The sequence below is a fragment of the Thiobacillus thioparus DSM 505 genome (assembly GCF_000373385.1).
Classification (GTDB): Bacteria; Pseudomonadota; Gammaproteobacteria; order Burkholderiales; family Thiobacillaceae; genus Thiobacillus; species Thiobacillus thioparus.
In genome coordinates this window covers 1-18,513 of the sequence record NZ_KB891329.1, presented here as the reverse complement: position 1 = coordinate 18,513, position 18,513 = coordinate 1, and the positions used below count along the sequence as shown (strand labels likewise).

16 protein-coding genes and 1 rRNA gene are annotated in these 18,513 nt (G+C 57.1%); 2 read left to right on the top strand and 15 right to left on the bottom strand.

Annotation, left to right across the window (positions count from 1 at the left end):
- Positions 1–4: 4 nt before the first annotated feature.
- The 11 genes from B058_RS16900 to B058_RS0111710 form a co-directional block, all read right to left on the bottom strand.
- A complete protein-coding gene (locus B058_RS16900; protein ID WP_157265823.1) occupies positions 5–1,507 on the bottom strand; it encodes an oligosaccharide flippase family protein in 1,503 nt (500 codons plus the stop codon).
- 121 nt (positions 1,508–1,628) lie between these two features.
- A complete protein-coding gene (locus B058_RS17575; protein WP_018508689.1) occupies positions 1,629–3,392 on the bottom strand; it encodes a glycosyltransferase in 1,764 nt (587 codons plus the stop codon).
- Between the two features lie 126 nt (positions 3,393–3,518).
- A complete protein-coding gene (locus B058_RS0111750; protein WP_018508688.1) occupies positions 3,519–4,553 on the bottom strand; it encodes a glycoside hydrolase family 5 protein in 1,035 nt (344 codons plus the stop codon).
- A complete protein-coding gene (locus B058_RS0111745) occupies positions 4,544–5,692 on the bottom strand; it encodes a glycosyltransferase family 4 protein (RefSeq protein ID WP_026240872.1) in 1,149 nt (382 codons plus the stop codon). The genes B058_RS0111750 and B058_RS0111745 overlap by 10 nt, the downstream gene beginning before the upstream one ends.
- Positions 5,682–6,938: a polysaccharide polymerase gene (locus B058_RS0111740; RefSeq protein WP_169335098.1), complete on the bottom strand. Its 1,257-nt coding sequence runs from the start codon at positions 6,936–6,938 to the stop codon at positions 5,682–5,684. The genes B058_RS0111745 and B058_RS0111740 overlap by 11 nt, the downstream gene beginning before the upstream one ends.
- A gap of 40 nt (positions 6,939–6,978) precedes the next feature.
- On the bottom strand, positions 6,979–7,863 hold the full coding sequence (gene epsG / locus B058_RS0111735; protein WP_018508685.1) for a chain length determinant protein tyrosine kinase EpsG: 885 nt from the start codon (positions 7,861–7,863) through the stop codon (positions 6,979–6,981).
- A gap of 26 nt (positions 7,864–7,889) precedes the next feature.
- Complete coding sequence (gene epsF, locus B058_RS0111730) at positions 7,890–9,326, bottom strand: chain length determinant protein EpsF (protein ID WP_157265817.1); 1,437 nt, start codon at positions 9,324–9,326, stop codon at positions 7,890–7,892.
- Positions 9,304–10,167, bottom strand: coding sequence for a polysaccharide export protein EpsE (gene epsE, locus B058_RS0111725; RefSeq protein WP_018508683.1), 864 nt, complete (start codon positions 10,165–10,167; stop codon positions 9,304–9,306). Before epsE ends, epsF begins: the two co-directional genes overlap by 23 nt.
- Positions 10,167–11,516, bottom strand: coding sequence for an XrtB/PEP-CTERM-associated polysaccharide biosynthesis outer membrane protein EpsL (gene epsL / locus B058_RS0111720; RefSeq protein WP_018508682.1), 1,350 nt, complete (start codon positions 11,514–11,516; stop codon positions 10,167–10,169). The genes epsE and epsL overlap by 1 nt, the downstream gene beginning before the upstream one ends.
- 91 nt (positions 11,517–11,607) lie before the next feature.
- Positions 11,608–11,916, bottom strand: coding sequence for a hypothetical protein (locus B058_RS18050; protein WP_169335097.1), 309 nt, complete (start codon positions 11,914–11,916; stop codon positions 11,608–11,610).
- Between the two features lie 69 nt (positions 11,917–11,985).
- A complete protein-coding gene (locus tag B058_RS0111710) occupies positions 11,986–13,329 on the bottom strand; it encodes an undecaprenyl-phosphate glucose phosphotransferase (protein WP_157265813.1) in 1,344 nt (447 codons plus the stop codon).
- 246 nt (positions 13,330–13,575) lie between these two features.
- Here B058_RS0111710 and B058_RS0111705 point away from each other — a divergent pair, with 246 nt between their 5' ends.
- Both B058_RS0111705 and B058_RS0111700 read left to right on the top strand, forming a co-directional pair.
- Positions 13,576–13,845, top strand: a complete 270-nt coding sequence (locus tag B058_RS0111705) for a hypothetical protein (protein WP_157265810.1) — start codon at positions 13,576–13,578, stop codon at positions 13,843–13,845.
- Between the two features lie 429 nt (positions 13,846–14,274).
- Positions 14,275–15,273 carry a hypothetical protein gene (locus B058_RS0111700; RefSeq protein ID WP_018508678.1) on the top strand — a complete coding sequence of 333 codons (999 nt, stop codon included), beginning with the start codon at positions 14,275–14,277 and terminating at the stop codon, positions 15,271–15,273.
- A gap of 33 nt (positions 15,274–15,306) precedes the next feature.
- On the opposite strand, the gene rimO is transcribed toward B058_RS0111700, so the two are convergent.
- The 4 genes from rimO to rrf form a co-directional block, all read right to left on the bottom strand.
- On the bottom strand, positions 15,307–16,638 hold the full coding sequence (gene rimO / locus B058_RS0111695; RefSeq protein WP_018508677.1) for a 30S ribosomal protein S12 methylthiotransferase RimO: 1,332 nt from the start codon (positions 16,636–16,638) through the stop codon (positions 15,307–15,309).
- Between the two features lie 183 nt (positions 16,639–16,821).
- Positions 16,822–17,598: a ZIP family metal transporter gene (locus tag B058_RS0111685; RefSeq protein WP_018508675.1), complete on the bottom strand. Its 777-nt coding sequence runs from the start codon at positions 17,596–17,598 to the stop codon at positions 16,822–16,824.
- A 222-nt stretch (positions 17,599–17,820) separates the two neighbouring features.
- Positions 17,821–18,093, bottom strand: a complete 273-nt coding sequence (locus tag B058_RS0111675) for a ComEA family DNA-binding protein (protein ID WP_018508673.1) — start codon at positions 18,091–18,093, stop codon at positions 17,821–17,823.
- A gap of 229 nt (positions 18,094–18,322) precedes the next feature.
- Positions 18,323–18,436, bottom strand: a 5S ribosomal RNA gene (gene rrf, locus B058_RS0111670).
- Positions 18,437–18,513 lie beyond the last annotated feature (77 nt).

Sequence of the window (18,513 nt, the reverse complement as noted above, 5' to 3'; positions counted from 1 at the left end):
CCCTTTACAAGGGGTGCCTCAAGGCTTTCCCTGTGCGCTCATCCTCGCGGGCAGCGCGGTATTCCAGCCCGCAACGCATAGTGAATCTGGGCAAGCCTCGTCCGCGCTCGGCCAGCCACCGAACTGCGGCGACGCCGGCGCCATAGGCGAACAAGCCGGCCATGCCGGCAACGATCAACGAAGGCCATTCCGTGACTTCCATTCCCGTCAACGGCAAAAGGCGTATCAGGATGGCGCCAAGTGCGGCGCCCGCGCCCGCGGGGAGTATCGTCAGCGCGAAGCTGCGCAAGGACATGCCTAGTTGTCGGCCGATCGCGAACTTCATTGCCACCATTCCAGCCACGCTGCCCAGTGCAAAACCGGTGGCGACACCCATAGCGCCGTTCGTACGCGCCAGCACGCATGCCAGAGCCGTCGCCAACAACATCTGCGCGAGTGCGAGCTTGGGAACGCGTGCGCTTTGACCCGTCGCAAACGAAAGATTCTGGCCGAGCGCGAAAACCGCCTGCCCCATATAAGCGACCGACAACCAGCCGAACAATGGCGCGCTGGCGCGCCATTTCTCCCCAAAGACGATGACGACCATCGGTTCGGCCAAGGCGGTGACAATGGTATAAACCGGCGCCAGCAACAAAAGCGTCATGGCCAGCATGCGTGAATAAATGTGGCGCAAGGCGGTTGGATCGCGTTGTTGCTGTACAAACAAAGTCACGCCGACGCGCCCCAGCGACGCGCCGATAACAAGATAAGCTGCCGATAGCACACGTTTGGCCAGATTGTATAAACCGGTTGCGTAGGGACCGAGCAGCACACTGATGAGTGCGGCATCTCCGCTCGTATTGGCGTAGTTCAACAATGCCGAGGTACTCACTTTGTTCATCTCGCTGGCATGTCTGCGGATCAGCGCGGTCGACCACGCCCAACGCGGCCGCCAGATACGCCATTCGGCGGCGACCGCAATCAAAAGCGCGACGACGCCCGCGGCAAGCTGTTGCGCCACGAGCGCCATCGCCCCCGCGCCCTGGTAGACCATCAACAACGCCACCGCTCCCCCTGCGCTAAGCGAGCAGAGGGAGCGGATAGCCAGCAGACGAAAGTTACCTTCGCGCAGCAATCTGGCCTCATGGGCTCGAACCAAACCAAACAACACGATGACGAGGCTCATGCCCAGCAGTACCGGCATCATTTCGGGAGTTCCGAAGAAGTGCACCAGCACAGGCGACGCGAGCGCCATCGCAGCCGCTAGCACCAACGACACGACAGTGCACAAGGTGAAGAGCCAATTGAACAATGCATCGCTCGAGTCGACGCCGCGCACGACCGGCATCGCGATCGCATCAAGCAGCGTCACGCGAACAAACTGCACCATCAGGTGGGCAATGGCGAGCAGGCCGAATTCATGTGGCGTCAACCAGTGGGCGAGCACGGCGAAGATCACGAAGGACAGCGCCTGTTGCGCGAAGTTATCCGCGATAGACCAGGCCGATTGCCCCTTCCATGCATTCATGGTTGCACCCTCGCGGCGCGAGGCTGGATAGGAGCGGTCGCTGCGATTTCGCGGACGGCCGGGTCGGAGGGAAAGCGCGGAGCCATCGATCGAAAGCAAGATGCGGTGTAGACGAAAATCTTCATGCGATCGGATCCGCCCCGGCAAGCCATCCCCGAATGCGGGATTGCACGCTATGCCACTTGAAACGCGCCTGAGCCGGCCGTCCCGCGAACAAGGCAACGAGCGAACCGATCAAGGTGCGCACGCAGACCCAAGGGAAATACCAGGATGGAAATCCGGAGCGACGAATCACACGCCCAAATCCGCTTTCGTAGCGGCCTTGCCGTTCACGCGCGGCTTCGTCGAACGTGCTGATTTTCACCGGATGTCGCAGAACCAGTTCGCGATCGAAGATGATCCGGCCGCCCGCCTGCAGGCCGCGCAAAAGATAATCCGTTTCCTCGCCCGCGCCCCAGGCTGTGCCGGCACCCACGCCCAGCGTCTCATCGAAAGGCCCGATGCTCTCGACCAGCCCGCGACGAAGAAAAATGCTGAACGAAATGGCACCGCGCCACACGGTATAGCGGTTGAGAATTTGCGAACGTCCAAGCCAGCGCCCCTCGGCACGGCCGTTCTCGTCAACGAAGTGCCCTGTCAGGCCGTCGAGGCCCGCGTCCAACTCAAAGCGGGACGCGACATAGGACAGTAATCCGTCGGGATACCAGCAGTCGTCGTCGGGAAAAGCCACAAGATCACCGGTAATGCGCCGCAGTCCCGCATTCCGTGCGCGCGACAGCCCCTTGGGTGAGACAACGCGTTCGATAGGAAAATACGGGCGATACGCCTCGATCAAGGGTAACAGTCTGTCGTCGGGATTCTGATCGACGATGACAAGTTCGACGGCGGGATAGTCTTGTCTCTTCAGCGACGCCAGAAAGCGACTGACTTCTTCCGTACGGCCCAGAGTGCCCATGACCAGCGAGAACTTCGGCGTGCGTTGCTTTTCGCCTTCGAAGCGCACCGACGGTAGATGACTGAGCCATGCGTCGTAAAGCGCACGGATCTTCCCGTAGACGTTATCCAGATAACGTACGTTGCAGCCCATCAGCGCGGCGGCCAGCCCGATGTGCAAACGATTGGTCCATACGAAATAAGCAGGTTTCACAAACGCCAGCAGGTCGCGGCTCACCAGATCCGATTCCTCGCGGAAACGGTACTGTGAACCGTAAAAACTAGGGACATCTCGACGCGGATCGCCGGGTTCGGCGAACGTGGCTTCCGCATCGGCCCGTATCACGCACAGGGCCCCCCCCAGCGCAGGACGTAGGCGCCGCAGCGCCATCCGCCATCCGAAATAAGTGTGCAGCTGACCGTGGCGCGCAAACCGGGCCCAGAGGCGTAGACCGCCATAGCGGCTGCATTGCGCGAAGAGTCGTTGCGGATCGATATAGAGGGCCATGTCGGGCGCGAACATCACCTCAGCCCGTGTTCCCGCGGCTTTCACGCGCTCCAGGGATTCGAGGTCGCGGCATACCAGTGTGAAACGCGCATCCAGGCGCCGGAGCAGATCCTGATGACCGCGAATGGAGTGCGGCAACACGAGCGCACGCGCTACGCCAACCTGCAGACAGTGCAGCAGAAAATCGCGGCAATTATCGTATTCGGGAACCAGATTGCCGCCCCCGCTGTAGATTGCCGTGTCGCCGGCCACGATGTCGCGCGTGGACGCGAACCGGGGCGCGATCTGGCAGTCTTCGAAAAATTGCCAGGTTCCAGCGGCAATCAATGCATCCCCGGCATTTCCCTGGTTGGGAACATACTTGAGCGCCCCTGAGGCCTCCGCCTCCAAGGCCTCGAGCACGGCCCTCAGCGGTTGCCAGGCATGGGTATCTTCAACGAGCATGGCGGCACCCTTTGGAAGACGGTGTCAACCCATTCGAACCTGCTTCGATGGCGCGTCGATCCGGTGTGCCGGTCGGGCCGGCCCAGTGGGGCGAAGAGAGATGTGGGATTTTCATGGCACGCGGCTTCATAAGTATTTTTTCAATATGGCGGTTTGCGGCGCATCCTGTCCGTCTCGCGGTTCGATGCTGAAAGGATATGGACCCCACCAGCTGCCCGCCGCCCAGTAGGTCCACCCACGCCAAACGCTCGTGTCTTGCATATGTCCGAGGATCGTATCCAGCGCGGCCAGGCACTCCGGGCTGGAAGACGCGCCGAACTCACCCAGAAAAAGCTTCTGTTTGTTGGCCTTTGCCCATTGCGTGATGTTGTCGAACATGGGCGGCAATTTTTCGGCCGACACGCACGTCTTTCCAGTGCCGGCGTAGCCGGCGCTGGCGTATTGATGGACTTCAAGCAAGGTACGACTCAGTGGATCCTTGAAATTCGCAAAAGCCGCCGCATTCGAGGTTATTCCGATTGTCTTTTCCCACTCGTGTACGCCGCTCCAGCGCCCGCCTGAAGCCAGCAGGAGGTTTTTCGCACCCGTTTTTCGAATTGCGACAATCGTGCGTTGCGCCGTATTGGCCCATTGTTCGATGGGCAGCTTGGCAGGCTCGTTCATCAGGCCGAACGCGACGGTGGCAGCGTCGGTGAATTGAGCCGCCAGTCGCGTCCACAGATCGATGAATGCCTCGACAGGCACGTCTTTCGTGCCTATGGCATTGCCGCGATAGGCACCGTAGTTATGTACGTCGAGAATGATGCACATGCCCTGTGCCTTGGCCAACGCCACGGCAGCGGCGATATTTTTCAGTTCAGCGGCGTCGAGCTCGCCGAAGAGAGCTGGCTGAATCCTCTCCCAGCGGAACGGCAAGCGAATCGCATTCATCCCGATGGAGGAGAAGTACGCAAACTCCGCCTGGTTGGGATAGATATAGTCCTTATAAAGCGTGCCCGGCAGCTTGGCGCCATTGAACTCCGGGCCCGCCAAATTCACGCCCTTGAGTACCCTATTCGAATCGCAACTTGCCGCCGCGCCCGGCGCGGCCCACCCGATGGTGGCAAGCGCGCCCAACAAACATACGGTTCGCTTGATCGTGCATGCGGTCTTCATGGGCATACGGCTTTCCTCAGGTTTGGGTCAACCAGGGATAGGTAGATATCAATGTATTGGTCGACGATGTATTTCCAGCTGTAACGCTGGACAAAAGACTGGGCGAATGCCCGTCTGCGCAGATAGTCGTGTTCTCCCTGCTCGTGAAGCGCCAGCAGGGCAGTAACGCCATACTCAATCTGGCGCTTGTCGAGCAGCACCCCTTGGCTCGCTTGTTCGATCAGGTTCCGGAATGGGGGAATATCGCTTAACACGGGCGTCAATCCGGCGCTCATCGCTTCAATCGGCGCGATGCCGAAACCTTCGTGATGCGACAGACAAATGAAATAACTGGATTGCCCGATCAGGAATGCCAATTCCTGATCGGAAGGATTGGCGGCCAATTGAACGGAATCGCCAAGCCGATGTTGACGTATCCGATCTGCAAGCACAGCTCGGGTATGGTCGTATTCGCGTCCCGCGATAATCAGCTTCCATGCAGGTTGCCGGGATACCAGCCGGCGGAAGAACTCGATGGTTTCCAGCAGTCCTTTATTTTCCGACCAGCGGCCGAAATAGATCAGCGTCGGTGTCAGCTCGCGCGCTGATCGATCCGCATATTTCTCAATATTGACTCCATTTTCGATTACGATTTTTTTGGGCGATTGGACAATGGCATTGAAAATCCTCCCATCGTTTTCGCTGGTCGCGACAACCCGGTCGTATGCAGTAGACGACAACCGGGTAGCCGTATTGAAATAAACTTTTTTGAGCGTGGAGGCAAAACGGGTGTGAAAGAATCCGCCATGCGTGGAGACCACCATGGGGCGCCGATGGATCGGCCGCGTTGCCGCCAGGAAATCGAAAAAGAAATCGATGCCGTGTACATGGATCACATCCGCATCGCACACGTGATCGAGAACGCCAGGACATAAGGGATATCGGCTGGAACCCCGATAGGGCAAACGGACCACTTGAATCCCGTTTATCACTTCTTCGCCGGCGAGCGGCTGGGCGGCGTTGCGAAACAAGCGATCTAGCGTCACGATGACCGGCAACTGGCCATGCCGTTTCATTTGGTGTTGCGCAATGTTCTGCACCACATCCTCCATCCCGCCCACCGACGGATGATATTGGCGCACCACGTGCACGACTTTAACTGGCATAGTTCAGCCCGCTTTCAGCGGTTTTCCGCGTATCGGCTCGGTAGACACGCGGCACTTTCTTCGCGCATCCGTCCGCACAGCTGCCGACCAGGAACCACAACAGCCCGGCCGTTTTCAGAGCGAAAAAGGAAGTTCCGCTTACCGTGAGAATCAGAGAGATATACAAGGCTGCGTAGGCCCGGAAACGTTCTCCGCACGCACCTGTCATCTTGATCATCCATAAGGCGCCCCACAGCGTCAGACACAGCAGCACGCCCCACCGAGACAGGAGATAGGCGTAGCCCATGTCGCCATAAGGAATATCGAACCCTTGTACGCCTAATAGCTTTGCAACATCGAAGGTCAACAAGGTATCGCCTGTCCAGAAAAGACGGCCCATAACGTTGTCTGCAAGTCCCCCCTTATAAAACAATCCGATCAGCAGCAGCGCTGCGATCGAAATGAGCGGCAAGACAATGACGACCCGATTGGAACGTCCTTTCGCGAAGATGCGCATGGCGATCAATAACGTCACCACGATCAGCCCGTAGCGGGAATCGCTGAGTGCGACCAGGCTGATTGCGGACAATAGAAAAAACAACATGTTTTTGTAGTCAGCTGTCGATTTGGACAGGCCCCACGCGGCCACAATGACTGCAAAGTTGCCCAAGGACACCGGCTCTAAGAACACTGAAGAAATACGATGGGAGCCTAGTAGAGAAGGGAAAATCGTGCGGCCTATGCCTTCCGGCCGCAAGCCGTTCAGGTTGAGCGCGCTATCGCTGATGAAATTGGTGTCGATGGTGACCGTGCCGGTACTGACGTAATAGGAAAAGATATTCAGCAAACGGGTATATTGAGGCAGGAAAAATAATTCGAAGAGCCCCACTAGCACCACGGTGATGACCAGAATTTTCAATATCCGGTCTGTATACCGGATGTCGGCCACATGGCGGCCAAGCCAGAAAAAGAGTAGCGGAATGACGATATCCCTGAACCCTTTGAGCTCCAGTGCATTCCGTAAAATGGACAAGAGGACGAGATAGGCAAAAACCAGCGCCACGATCGCGACAAATTCAAGCCTGATGCGTCTAGCCAAGACAAGGACACAAGCGAGATAGATCAAAAATTCCGCAAGTGCGACAACCTGTGCAGAGGTGTGATGAACATGGGTGTGGATCAGCGCGAGCACCGCCTGGTAAATCACGCTGGCGATCAGAATCATCGACACCAGTTTGGTCGAATTCACCCTGTCGGTATCAGGCAACGAGAGGCTGGGAAAGTGTGGGAAGAATCGCATGAGGCCGCTAGTGCTGATTCAGCACGGTACCTATCAACACCGTGCCGCTACTCTCTAAGTCGGCCCGGAATGCTGCTGCGGCAGCCAGCCGGGTATGGTCTTGGCGCAGCACCAGCAACGCCCCGCCAGTACGCGCCGCAAGCATCACGCCATCGGCGCCGTCGGCTGCCGCGGCCGTATCGATCAACACTACGTCGTAATTTTTCGACAAACCCTCCAATTGCTGAGCAGTAGCGGGACGCGCCAGCAACTCCGCCGAGTTCCGCGGCACAGCGCCCGCGGTCAGTACGGTAAGCTGAGGGAAAGCGGGAATGCGAGCCGTTACGGCGGAGTCGTTGCGCCCCGCCAGAAAATCGGATAGCCCAGGGCGATCACCGAGATTAAACAGGACATGCTGACGCGGCCTGCGCAGATCCGCGTCGATCAACAAAGTCCGTACGCCGAGTTGGGAAAACACGACAGCCAGATTGGCGGCCAGATAGCTCGCCCCATCGCCGGCATCGATTCCCGCAATAACCAAAGCCTTATGCCCGTTCGAAAACCAACGTAGCATCAGCTGACCGCGCAAAGCACGCAATTGCTCTATCTGCCTACCTACAGGCTGATAAGCGGCAACCAAGTCGGCACTGAAATGTGCGTCGTCAGGCGCGAAGCCGGGAATGGAAAACTGTTGCGAAAGCGCCTGTTGAAGGTCGATTTCGTTAATCAACCCGAGCTTGAGAGCGATTTCACCGAACCGCAGATTCTCCGTTTTTTGCGCGTGCAACACGCGGCCTGCATCCGCGACAGTCAGCTTTCCGGCCTCTTGCAACAAGCGGCCCACCTTCTTGGGTTCTTCATTCACAGGCGATAAATCGCTCATGAGTTTCGCAACTTTCGGGGAATAGGACATACCGGACTCCTTGTTGCTACCCAAAGTCACACAGGCCGGGGCGCGGGCAAGCCGAATCTGCGCCGCAACGGCGGCAACGCTTTATTGTCAGCGGCCATAACGCCTAACACCGGCACGCCTAATACCGTTAACGCGTCGCGTCCAGAGCGCACGCGCGGATTCGACATTTCCTTGATCAGGGCAAGACCGATGCCGAGCAGCGTGCCAAGGATCACCGACAACGCCGTATTCAGAGGCAGATTCGGCGTTGATGGCGACAACGGAACGACGGCAGCACTCAATACGGATACGGCGGTTTGATCCGAGTGGCTTTCCATCCGTGTCTGGTTGAAGCGTTCGAGCGCCTGATCGTAGATACGCTGCGCACTCTCGACTTCTCCGGCCAGAACCGTCCCGACGTCGCGCTCTGCATTGAGTTCCAATACCTTCGCTTTTTGCGCAGTCAGCGCCGCATGCAATGCACTTTCGCGTTGGCGCGACACGCTCAGATCGTTATCGATGCTCTGCCGTACGGTATGGACCTCGCTTGCGAGCTTGTTGCGCAAGCTGTCAACTTCTGCCTTGGCAAGTTGGTAATCCGGATGATTCTTGCCAACGCGTTCGGACTGTTGGCTGAGTTTGGTCTCGCTTTTTGCCAGTTCTTCCTTGAGCTCCTGGATCACCGGGTTGTTAACGACGCCAGCGGACGCATTGCCGGCATGATTCTGGATCGATAGGCTGTTGTAGGTTTGCCCCTGCGCGGCAACCAGCTGGCTGGAAAGCTCGGCAAGGCGCGTGGATTCGACATCGAGCTTCTCGTCTAACGAGACGATCTCGTTGTTTTGCCGATAACGGGACAACTTGGCCTGACTCTTTTCCAGATTGCTGCGTAGCGCGCCCAATTGGGTGTTATACCAAGCTGCCGTCTGACTCGCGGGTTGCGTCTTGAGCTCCAGATTGGTCTGGATATAGGCTTGTACAAAGGAATTCGCCAACTGCGCAGCGCGTTGCGGATCGTCGGCCTTGAAAGTAACGTAGAAAACGTTGCTCTCATTTGATGGTTTGACATCCAGATTCCGCAGCAGCTGATCGGCCAACCAGTCGCGAAAGGATGCTACGGTACCGGCCTTGCGCTGGAATGCTTCACGGTACGTTGCGTCCTGTATGAGTTTCAGATTGTCGACTACTTTCAATGCCACGTTGTGGCTGCCGATGACGTCTGCCTGCGTAGTCAGATAACGGGAGACGAGTTGGCTTTGCATCACTTGCCCGGTGACCGGGTCGGCGCCATTCACGTTTACCACCAGCGAAGCCGTCGCGCTGTATGTCTTGGGGAACACCAGGCTGACGACGCCGACCAGCGCAACGCTGAGCGTCAACGTCACGAGCATCAGCTTCTTGTGCGCTTTGAGTATCAACAGAAATTGCAGGATATCCATTGGCCTCCCGTTGAAATCACGATTAAAAAAGGCTTTCTTTGACATACACCACATCGTTCTCCCGCACCGGGTCGGTCAACGCGGCTTGAATCTTGACTGGTTGCCCATCCGCGCCCTGTCTACGAATCTGAATGCCTCGCTGCGTGCCGCGCGGCGTGATTCCCCCACCCAGCGACAGGGCCTGCATCACATTCAGATTTCCCGCGAGCCGATAAGCGCCCGGTTTTTGTACCTCGCCGTAGATGTAAAAAACAGCGGCGCGAGGAACAAAAATAACGTCACCGCCCTTGACCTGATGGTTCAGGTCGACTCGCCCGTCCTGAAACAAAGACTTGGTGTCGATCTTGAATTGCTGCGACTTGCCATCCTGATTACGGATCAGGATGATCTCGTCGGCGCTATCTAACGTTGCGCCGCCGGCCAGCGCGAGCAGATCGGATACCGTGCTCGCGCTATCGAGAGGATATTTTCCAGGCTTGTTGACCTGCCCCAGCACCGAGACCTGCTTGCTCCGGTATTCCGTGACGATTAGATTAACTTGCGGTTTTTTGATGAAATCGCCTTTTTCCAAGGCATCAGCAATGAGATTCTGCGCGGCCGCGGCGGTTTTCCCCGCTACCGATACGCCCCCTATCAACGGAAAGCTGATCCTGCCTTGCTCATCCACGCGCGTATCCGTCAGCAATTCCGGATGGTCATACACTGTGATGTGAACAATGTCACCGTTCCCCAACTGGTAATCCATCGCCGTAGCCGGCAAGGGGAAAGCGGCCCACAACAAAAGCCCCATATGCAAGATCGTTCTCATCAAAACCTTTGCCTGGAATTTAAAAATCACGTCGCATAGGCACATAGGCTTTCCAGCCTCGATTCCGGAGATACTCATCAGAACTGACTGCTCAAGTTGATCAGGGCGCTGCCGTAGCGGTAACTTTCGAGCGCCTCGTTGGAATGACGTACGCCGCGCCGCAGCATCAATCCAAGCTGCGTATTGCGCAGTACGGTGTATTGCAATCCCACCTGCGCCATCGTGAGTCGGTCTTCTCGAACCGCTTGCGTTGACAGGACAAATCCTGGGTCGCCGGTGTACTCGATGTGGTCGTGGCTGAGACGCGTATTGAAAGTCAACTTCGCGGTAGGCTTCCAGTCCGCGCCCACAGCAACGCCTTGATTCAGGGCGTAACTTGCCGTCGTGTTCTCAATCGCAGTGTTCTCTATCGCACCAATATTGCGATAGATCGACGCGTTCAAAGTCGTTTTGTCGGTGGCGCTCCAGTCCAGTGACGATAGTCCCGTCAATCCGGAAAAGTCGCGTTGAGGAACGTCGGTATAACCGCGCTGTGTGAAATTCAGCTTGCCGGTCATCGATGTTTTCTCGCTCAGCTTCCATACGGCGGCTACGCCGTTGTCCCACTGCTGATAATCATTGTCGACACGCACCAAACCAATCAACTGCAGGTTGGGATAACGCCCCTCACTGCGGCGGCTGACCCAGGCCACGGTCGAACCCTTATCGGTCCGATACTGCAGGCCGGCATTAAAGGTATCCACCGTCGCGTCCTGCGGCAGCTGCGCTGCCGCATCGTTGCTTGTACGCACACTTTCCATGCCGAACTGTACTTGCCATGGATGGGTCAGCTGGATTGCGCTATTTACCCCCCCCCGACGTGTTCGTATCTGGTTTTTGACTGGTTGCTTGACATTGGTATAGCTTGCCTGCGTAAGCGTGTCCGCCGCGCTGATATCACCCGTTGCTCGGCTTCCGATCCGCCAATCCCATTTCAGGTAGGCATCGTGGCCATCATTATCGAGCTGGCCGTAGGTATTGAATCGTGTCTGATTGAGTTCGACGTGTGCCTGGATTGCCTGGCGGCTCATTTTTAAATTCGCATCCATGCCGGCTCCCAGCGTCAGATAGGATTCGGCCGTGTTGGATGTTCGCAGTACAGCGCGAGCTTCCTGATCATTTTGCAAACGGAACAGATTGCTGTCGTAGCCATAGAGCGCACGCACATAAGGCGTGAACGTCTCGTCTGGCCGCTGATCGGTTGTGTCTGCTGCCCATGCGGGGCCCGCGACCATGCCCAGCATCGCCAGGAAAATGCCTATTTCAGTGGCCGTCAGTTGTTGCGAGGACAAGATGTAGGTCAAGAGTTTTTCACGACGTAGTGCGGCCTGTACCAGATCGAACGCTTGCTCGTGCTCCCGCGCGCCCGGCGCGACATCGAACGGCACGGCGCACTTCCATCCGCATCCAGTATTTCCTACTCTGGTTAGGAGATTGCTCATCATGGAATCCGAATCCACTCGCATTGAATGGGATTCCTTAATTGAGCGTCGGCAAGCGTTTCTTGCCTGCGTACCATAGCCGCATGTTTATCAAACCCAGGAGCGTCGAAACGAGCGCCCAGCCATTCACTTCAGATACGTGAGGTGACATCGCCCTACCATGGGCGACATAGCGCGTATCGGGCGCGTTTGCAGACATGCGGTAGATGGCTACGGCAGTCGAGGCTTCATACTTTCCGCCCAACTCAGTCATCCGGATCTCGGATGCAAGCGCATCGACCAGCGATGGCCCCGCGAGGATCGCTGTCGACCAAACTACGACTCTAATAGTGCGATGTATTTTCATGTGCATAGCGAATTCCCGAAATTCGAGCTCAAGGATTTGGGCTTCGATTAGGTAAGCAATAGCCTCGCGTTAATAAGCCCGAGAGTCTTTGATGACCAGTTTCAAGGTCTTTAAAATAATGGCTATATCCATCCTCAGCGACCATCTCTTCAAATACGCGATGTCGTAAATCACGCGGCCTTCCATCTTGTCGATCGTGTCGGTTTCGCCTCGGTAGCCATGGATTTGCGCCCACCCGGTAATGCCCGGCTTGACCTTGTGGCGCCACATGTATCCATGGATGAGCTTTCGGTAGTGTTCATTGTGAGCAACCGCATGGGGGCGTGGCCCGACGATACTCATCGTTCCCTGCAATACGTTGAAGAACTGCGGAAGTTCGTCGAGCGACGTTCGGCGTAAAATGGCACCGACCCTGGTCACTCGCGCATCATTTTTTGTAGCCTGAGTGACAGTCTGGCTATCTTCGCAAACGCTCATCGAGCGGAATTTGTAAACTTGAATCTCATCGCCGTCCATGCCATAGCGACGTTGTTTGAAAATGACCGGACCCTTGGATGTAAGCTTCACCGACAGCGCGATGAGCAGCAACAACGGCGTGATCGCCATCAGAATAAGACTGGCTGCGGTTATGTCGAAAATACGTTTGTTGACTGCATTGATACCCGTCAGCGGCGTTTCGAACACCGAAATCACAGGAATTCCGTTTACGTTATCCAGACGCGCCTGAACCAGATCGAATACAAATACATCCGGGACAAAATAAATCGACGCCGTAGTGTCCCGAAGGGCGTTGACCAAATCGACCACACGCGGATGCCTGAATAACGGGAACGTAATGTAGACCAAGTCGATTTCATGCCGCGCCACATAAGCAGTCACATCGTCTATGCCGCCGCACACCACGTTCTTCAGTTCTGTTTCGCACCGATCACCGCAACGATCATCGAAGAACGCCTCCACCCGGATCATCAGACTGCGCTGGTGATGTATCCGTTGAGCCAGCTTGTAACCAAGCTCGTTGGCGCCCACGATGACCGAACGTCGGATGTTTCCACGCCTACGCAAAAACTCGAGATAGCCGCGCACAACCGAATGTCCGAACAACAACAATAAGGGGGTTATCAGACTCCACCACACCAAGACCTGCGTGTTGTACGCACCCAGCATGCCGCTGAGTACGCCGACCATCCCCAGTAGAAGCAGCACGATCAGCCAAGCGATCAGCAAGCTGAATGCATGTTTACGTTGAGCATCCGGGTCGGAAACCGCAGGCTCAAAAAATTCGAAATTATCGAAAACCTGAGAAGTGATCAGGAAGGCGAAGCTGCCCAACAGCAAATACAAGCCATCGAATTTCTGTTCCTCCAATACAACTACCATGATCAGAGAAAAGAAAATTATCAGGGGATTCATCAGCCGCCTGGCCAGGCTTAGAGCCGGATGTTCGTAGCAACCAAACATTGGGCGCTTTTATATCGTTGGTGCTGGATCTCGCCTGCATGAATACATGCAGGTCGTGACCCGGGTAGCAATGGAATACCCTGAGGGAGATTCTTCAGCACGCACCCGAGGACTCTGCTTTTTCGTTCGGCTTACAGGGCCGTCCAGTTGCACTTCGAACTCACCCCTCCTTGGTTCATATGTTTCACGGCGCGCGTCGTGATCCGGATCGTGCCGCCATCCATCACTGTTGATACTGTTGGCGGACTTGAAAGGGCGATGCACGCACACCGCGTTATGGGCACAGGCGGCGCGATCGGCCGCGAGCTGGCTGATCGTAGCGAATCCGAGTTGGAGGGCACCGGCCAAGCGCGTCAGCTTGATACGCACCTGTTCGGCTTCTTTCATCATGTTGTGCATTGGAGTTTTAGCGTGCTGCTTTCGACATGCGACCCTCCCTCTTTAGCAGATGCCGTGCCAAAACAATAAGTCTTTATTTTTCATATGGTTGGGGAAAGCACACCCTGCTAGCGAGGCTCACAGCGTCGCTTCATGACGACATAAATTTCCGGCATATAAGTAACCCACTGTAAAGACACGGAGTTTTTTGTCTGTGATGGACGACACAGCTGAAATGCCCACTAAATAAGCCGAAAATCCATTTAAATCAGTACAGCCGGGGAGGGTGGGGCCCGCATTTAAGATTTCACACCGAGGAATCGGCAACCTCATATATGGGCCGACGCTTAAGGGAGATTGCCGAACTCATCATTGATTTCATGGAGATGTGTCGATCTCGGCCCGAACTCAAGGCGGCCGCAAAGGTCGCGTTGAATTGCGCTCAAAGAGATTGCCCCGCTCGGCGATGTGCGTGCGGGACAACATCTTCTCGGGAGTCTGCTTTGCTACACTCGACGCATGCTGTTCCTCATCCCCCATCTCTTCCCCTCTGCCCGGCTGCTGGAAGCCGCGGCGCAGGATCTGTATCTGCCTGCATTGCAGGCCCTGCTGGCGCGTGGCCATTGCCAGCCCAGCCCGGCCGGGGGCGCGGAAGCCGCCCTGTGCGAGACGCTGGGTATCACCCGCCAGCAGGACTGGCCAGTTGCACCGATCAGCCTTGAGGCGGATGGCGGCACGGCCGGCGAGGCCTACTGGCTGCGTGCCGATCCGGTACACCTTCGGGTCATGCGCGACCGCATCGTCCTGGCCGACAACGATACGTTGGAACTGACGCAACCTGAGGCCGATGCGTTGACCGCCACAATCGGTCAGCATTTTGGCGCAGATCCAAGCCCGATAGCATGTCACCCCACACGCTGGTATCTGCGGCTCGACCGTGTGCCACGCCTGACCACTTGCGCACGGTCCGTCGCAGTTGGCTGCGATATCGATCCCTTGCTGCCGCATGGCGACGATGCCATGCAATTCCGCGCGTGGTTGAACGAAGTGCAAATGCTGCTGCACGACCATCCGGTCAATCTGGCACGCGAGGCGCGCGGCGAGTTGCCGATCAATGCACTGTGGCTGTGGGGGGGCGGATGTCTGCCTGCCCCTCCCACCCCGACCGCTCCGCTGTATGCCCGGAACGCCGATGCACGTGCACTCGGCGCGTTCTGCGCCATGCGCGTACAGCCTCTTCCTGAGCAGATGGACATCTCCCTGCTCGAAAGTGGAGGCGTGATGCTGCTGGACAATTTGACGCACGCGGGGCAGTACGGCGATGCCTATGGCTGGCGTGAGGCCTTGCGCGGCCTGGAACTCGACTGGTTCGTTCCGTTGCGGGGTGCACTGCACAGGAGTGGTCCGCAGGGGCTGAGCCTGAATGATCCGGTCAACGGAAAGATGCTGCGGCTTCAGGCCAGCGATGCGTGGAAATTCTGGTGTCGCCCCCGGGATCTGATCTCGATGCTCGCCTGAATCTAAAGGCCCCGCGCCGCTGTGGCCGTCACGTCAGATCGGCGTCGCCCACAGATCGTGTTCGTCGGCTTCCTCTACGCGTACCTTGAGGCGTGTCCCAGGCTTCAGATCGAACACACCTTCGAGATATACCACCCCGTCGATTTCCGGCGCGTCGGCATGGCTACGCGCAAGCGTGCCAACGTCATCCTGCTCGTCGACGATCACCTCGATCTCGCGTCCTATCTTGGCATCGAGCCGTGCCGCCGATATGTCTGCCTGCACGTCCATGAAGCGCTCCAGGCGCTCCTCTTTGAGCGCCTCCGGAACAGCGTCGGGCAGCGCGTTCGCCGCAGCCCCTTCCACCGGCGAATACTTGAAACAGCCGACGCGGTCGAGCTGCGCCTCCTTGAGAAAAGCCAGTAATTCCTCGAACTCGGCCTCCGTCTCGCCGGGAAAGCCGACAATGAACGTCGAGCGCAGCGTGAGATCGGGCACGGCAGCGCGCCATGACTGGATGCGGTCCAGCGTCTTCTCGACCGCGCCGGGCCGCTTCATCAATTTCAGTATGCGCGGACTGGCATGCTGAAACGGGATATCGAGATAAGGCAGGATGATGCCGTCGGCCATCAGCGGAATCACGTCATCCACGCTGGGGTAGGGGTAGACGTAATGCAGGCGCACCCAGGCACCGAGGCTGCCAAGCCCAGCGGCGAGTTCGGTCATGCGTGTTTTCAGTGGGCGGCCATCCCAGAACCCGGGGCGATACTTCACGTCGACCCCATAGGCGCTGGTGTCCTGCGACACCACCAGCAACTCCTGCACCCCTGCCTTGACCAAGGCTTCCGCCTCGTGCATCACGTCGCCGATCGGGCGGCTCACCAGATCGCCGCGCATCGACGGAATGATGCAGAAGGTACAACGGTGGTTGCAGCCCTCGGAAATCTTCAGGTAGGCATAATGGCGCGGCGTCAGCTTGATGCCGCCCGGCGGAATCAGATCCTCGAACGGATCATGTGGTTTGGGCAGCGCGGTATGCACTGCTTCCATCACCTCGTCCAGCGCATGAGGGCCGGACACTGCCAGCACCTTGGGATGCGCTTCACGTATCACATCACTCTTGGCACCGAGGCAGCCGGTGACAATGACCTTGCCGTTTTCCGCCAGCGCCTCGCCGATCGCCTCGAGCGATTCCTGTACCGCTGCGTCGATAAAGCCGCAGGTATTGACCACGACCACGTCGGCGTCGTCATAGCTCCCTACAATGCCGTAGCCCTCGGCGCGCAGCTGGGTAAGAATCCGCTCGGAATCGACCGTCGCCTTCGGACATCCGAGGGAAACGAATCCGACAGTCGGCGTGCGGGCGGGTTTGGCTTTGGTTACCATGACGTTCAGTCCTGATGGAGCAATAAGATGTATATCGTAGCGATTGGCTGGGCCTATGTGATACTGATGATGGCGATCACCGCCAGCAGTATCGGCAAGGCCTTGGCCGTCCTGTTTTTCCTGGGCATACTGCCGCTGGCCTTGTTCATCTATGTCGCGGATGGGCCACGGCGACGCCGGCGTTCAATGGCCCTCGCCGATAAAGTAGCCCGCCAGAGCGACGGTCGCGACACCCAATCCGATTAGCGTGAGCTGCTGCAGGGTTGCACCGATTTCCGCACGCTTGTGCAAACCGGGAATCAGATCCGACAAGGCCACATACAACATGCTGGCCCCTGCCAACCCGAGCAGCACCGGCATCCATCCCTGCAGCATCGACAGGGCGTAATACCCCACCAACGCACCCACCATGGTTGCCACACCGGTCAGGAAATTGAGCGCCAACGCCTGTGTGCGGGTATAACCTGAATGCAAAAGGATCAGAAAATCGCCGATTTCCTGCGGGATTTCATGCGCGATGATGGCCAGCGCCGTGATTGCACCCAAGCGGAAATCGACTAGGAAGGCGCCGGCAATGATGATACCGTCGACAAAATTATGGAAGGTATCGCCTACCGTGATCATCATGCCCGATCGCCCATGATCATGGCCATGATCATGGCTGCTGTGGGCTTCGCATATCTCGTCGTGGCAATGGCGCCATAACACCAGCTTTTCCAGCAGGAAGAACAACAGGATGCCGCCCAGTACGGCATTGGCAACCGTCTTGACGTCTCCGCCCATTTCAATCGCTTCCGGCAGGACTTCCAGCAAGGAGGCTCCCAGCAAGGCGCCAATGGCATAGCTCACCAGCACAGGCACCCAACTGGGCCGTGCAGAAAAGGCCAGTAGTGCAGCCAGCAACAAACTCAGCACGCTGCCCGCGGCAGTTGCGACCAGAATGACTGCAAGGGTAGACATGGAATGACAAACCACCAAGAAAGGAAGGGATTATACCGGTGGAAGGCATCGAGACTGATGGCCGGGAGCAAATCCACCTCCCGGATTACCTCATGAATGGGGGATCGTGCCTGTCCGTCCCCTTGCGGATCAATTCCGTCGCGTATTCCGCAGCCCTAACAGACTACGGAATACGCCAGCAACACATCGAAGCCAAAACGGCTCCGGTCTAAAGTAGCGCGGCTATTTCTTGGCTTTTTCCGGCCCGACCGACAGCTCCCCCTTCAGTTTCTCGACGCTGCTACTGCCAAAACCTTTGACATTATCCAGCTCGTCCAGGCTCTTGAAACTGCCATGCGCTTCGCGATACGTGATGATTGCCTTCGCCTTGGCCGGCCCCAGCCCCTTGACCGCCTCAAGCTCCGACTGGGTAGCAGTATTGATATTCACTGCCGCATAAGCGGGAAGTCCCATCAGACCACCCAGAACCAATGCAACCATAGCAAGCTTGTTCATACATCCTCCTGAAGTTTTTAACCGTGGGCCTATTCCCACGCGGCAAACTTACCTTCAACAATGAGGATGTGCTATACAACTAAAGTTGTAGATTCAGTCTAATTTATTGATTTTAATAAATAAATAATTGTGACGTCCGCACATGAAACGGATTTCCGTGCAATAAAAAACCCCCTCAAGAGTTGAGGGGGTTTTGTTGTATCCCTCGGCTGAGGGATACGGATAAGGAGTCTGACGATGACCTACTTTCACAGGCGAGGTGCCTACTATCATTGGCGCGGGAGCGTTTCACCGTCCTGTTCGGGATGGGAAGGGGTGGTTCCACTCTGCTATGGTCGTCAGACAAAGGGGGGGGGATCAAGGTTTGGGTCTTGACCCCGCATTCGGATTGTCTGGGTGCCGTCGATCTTGCGATCTTGG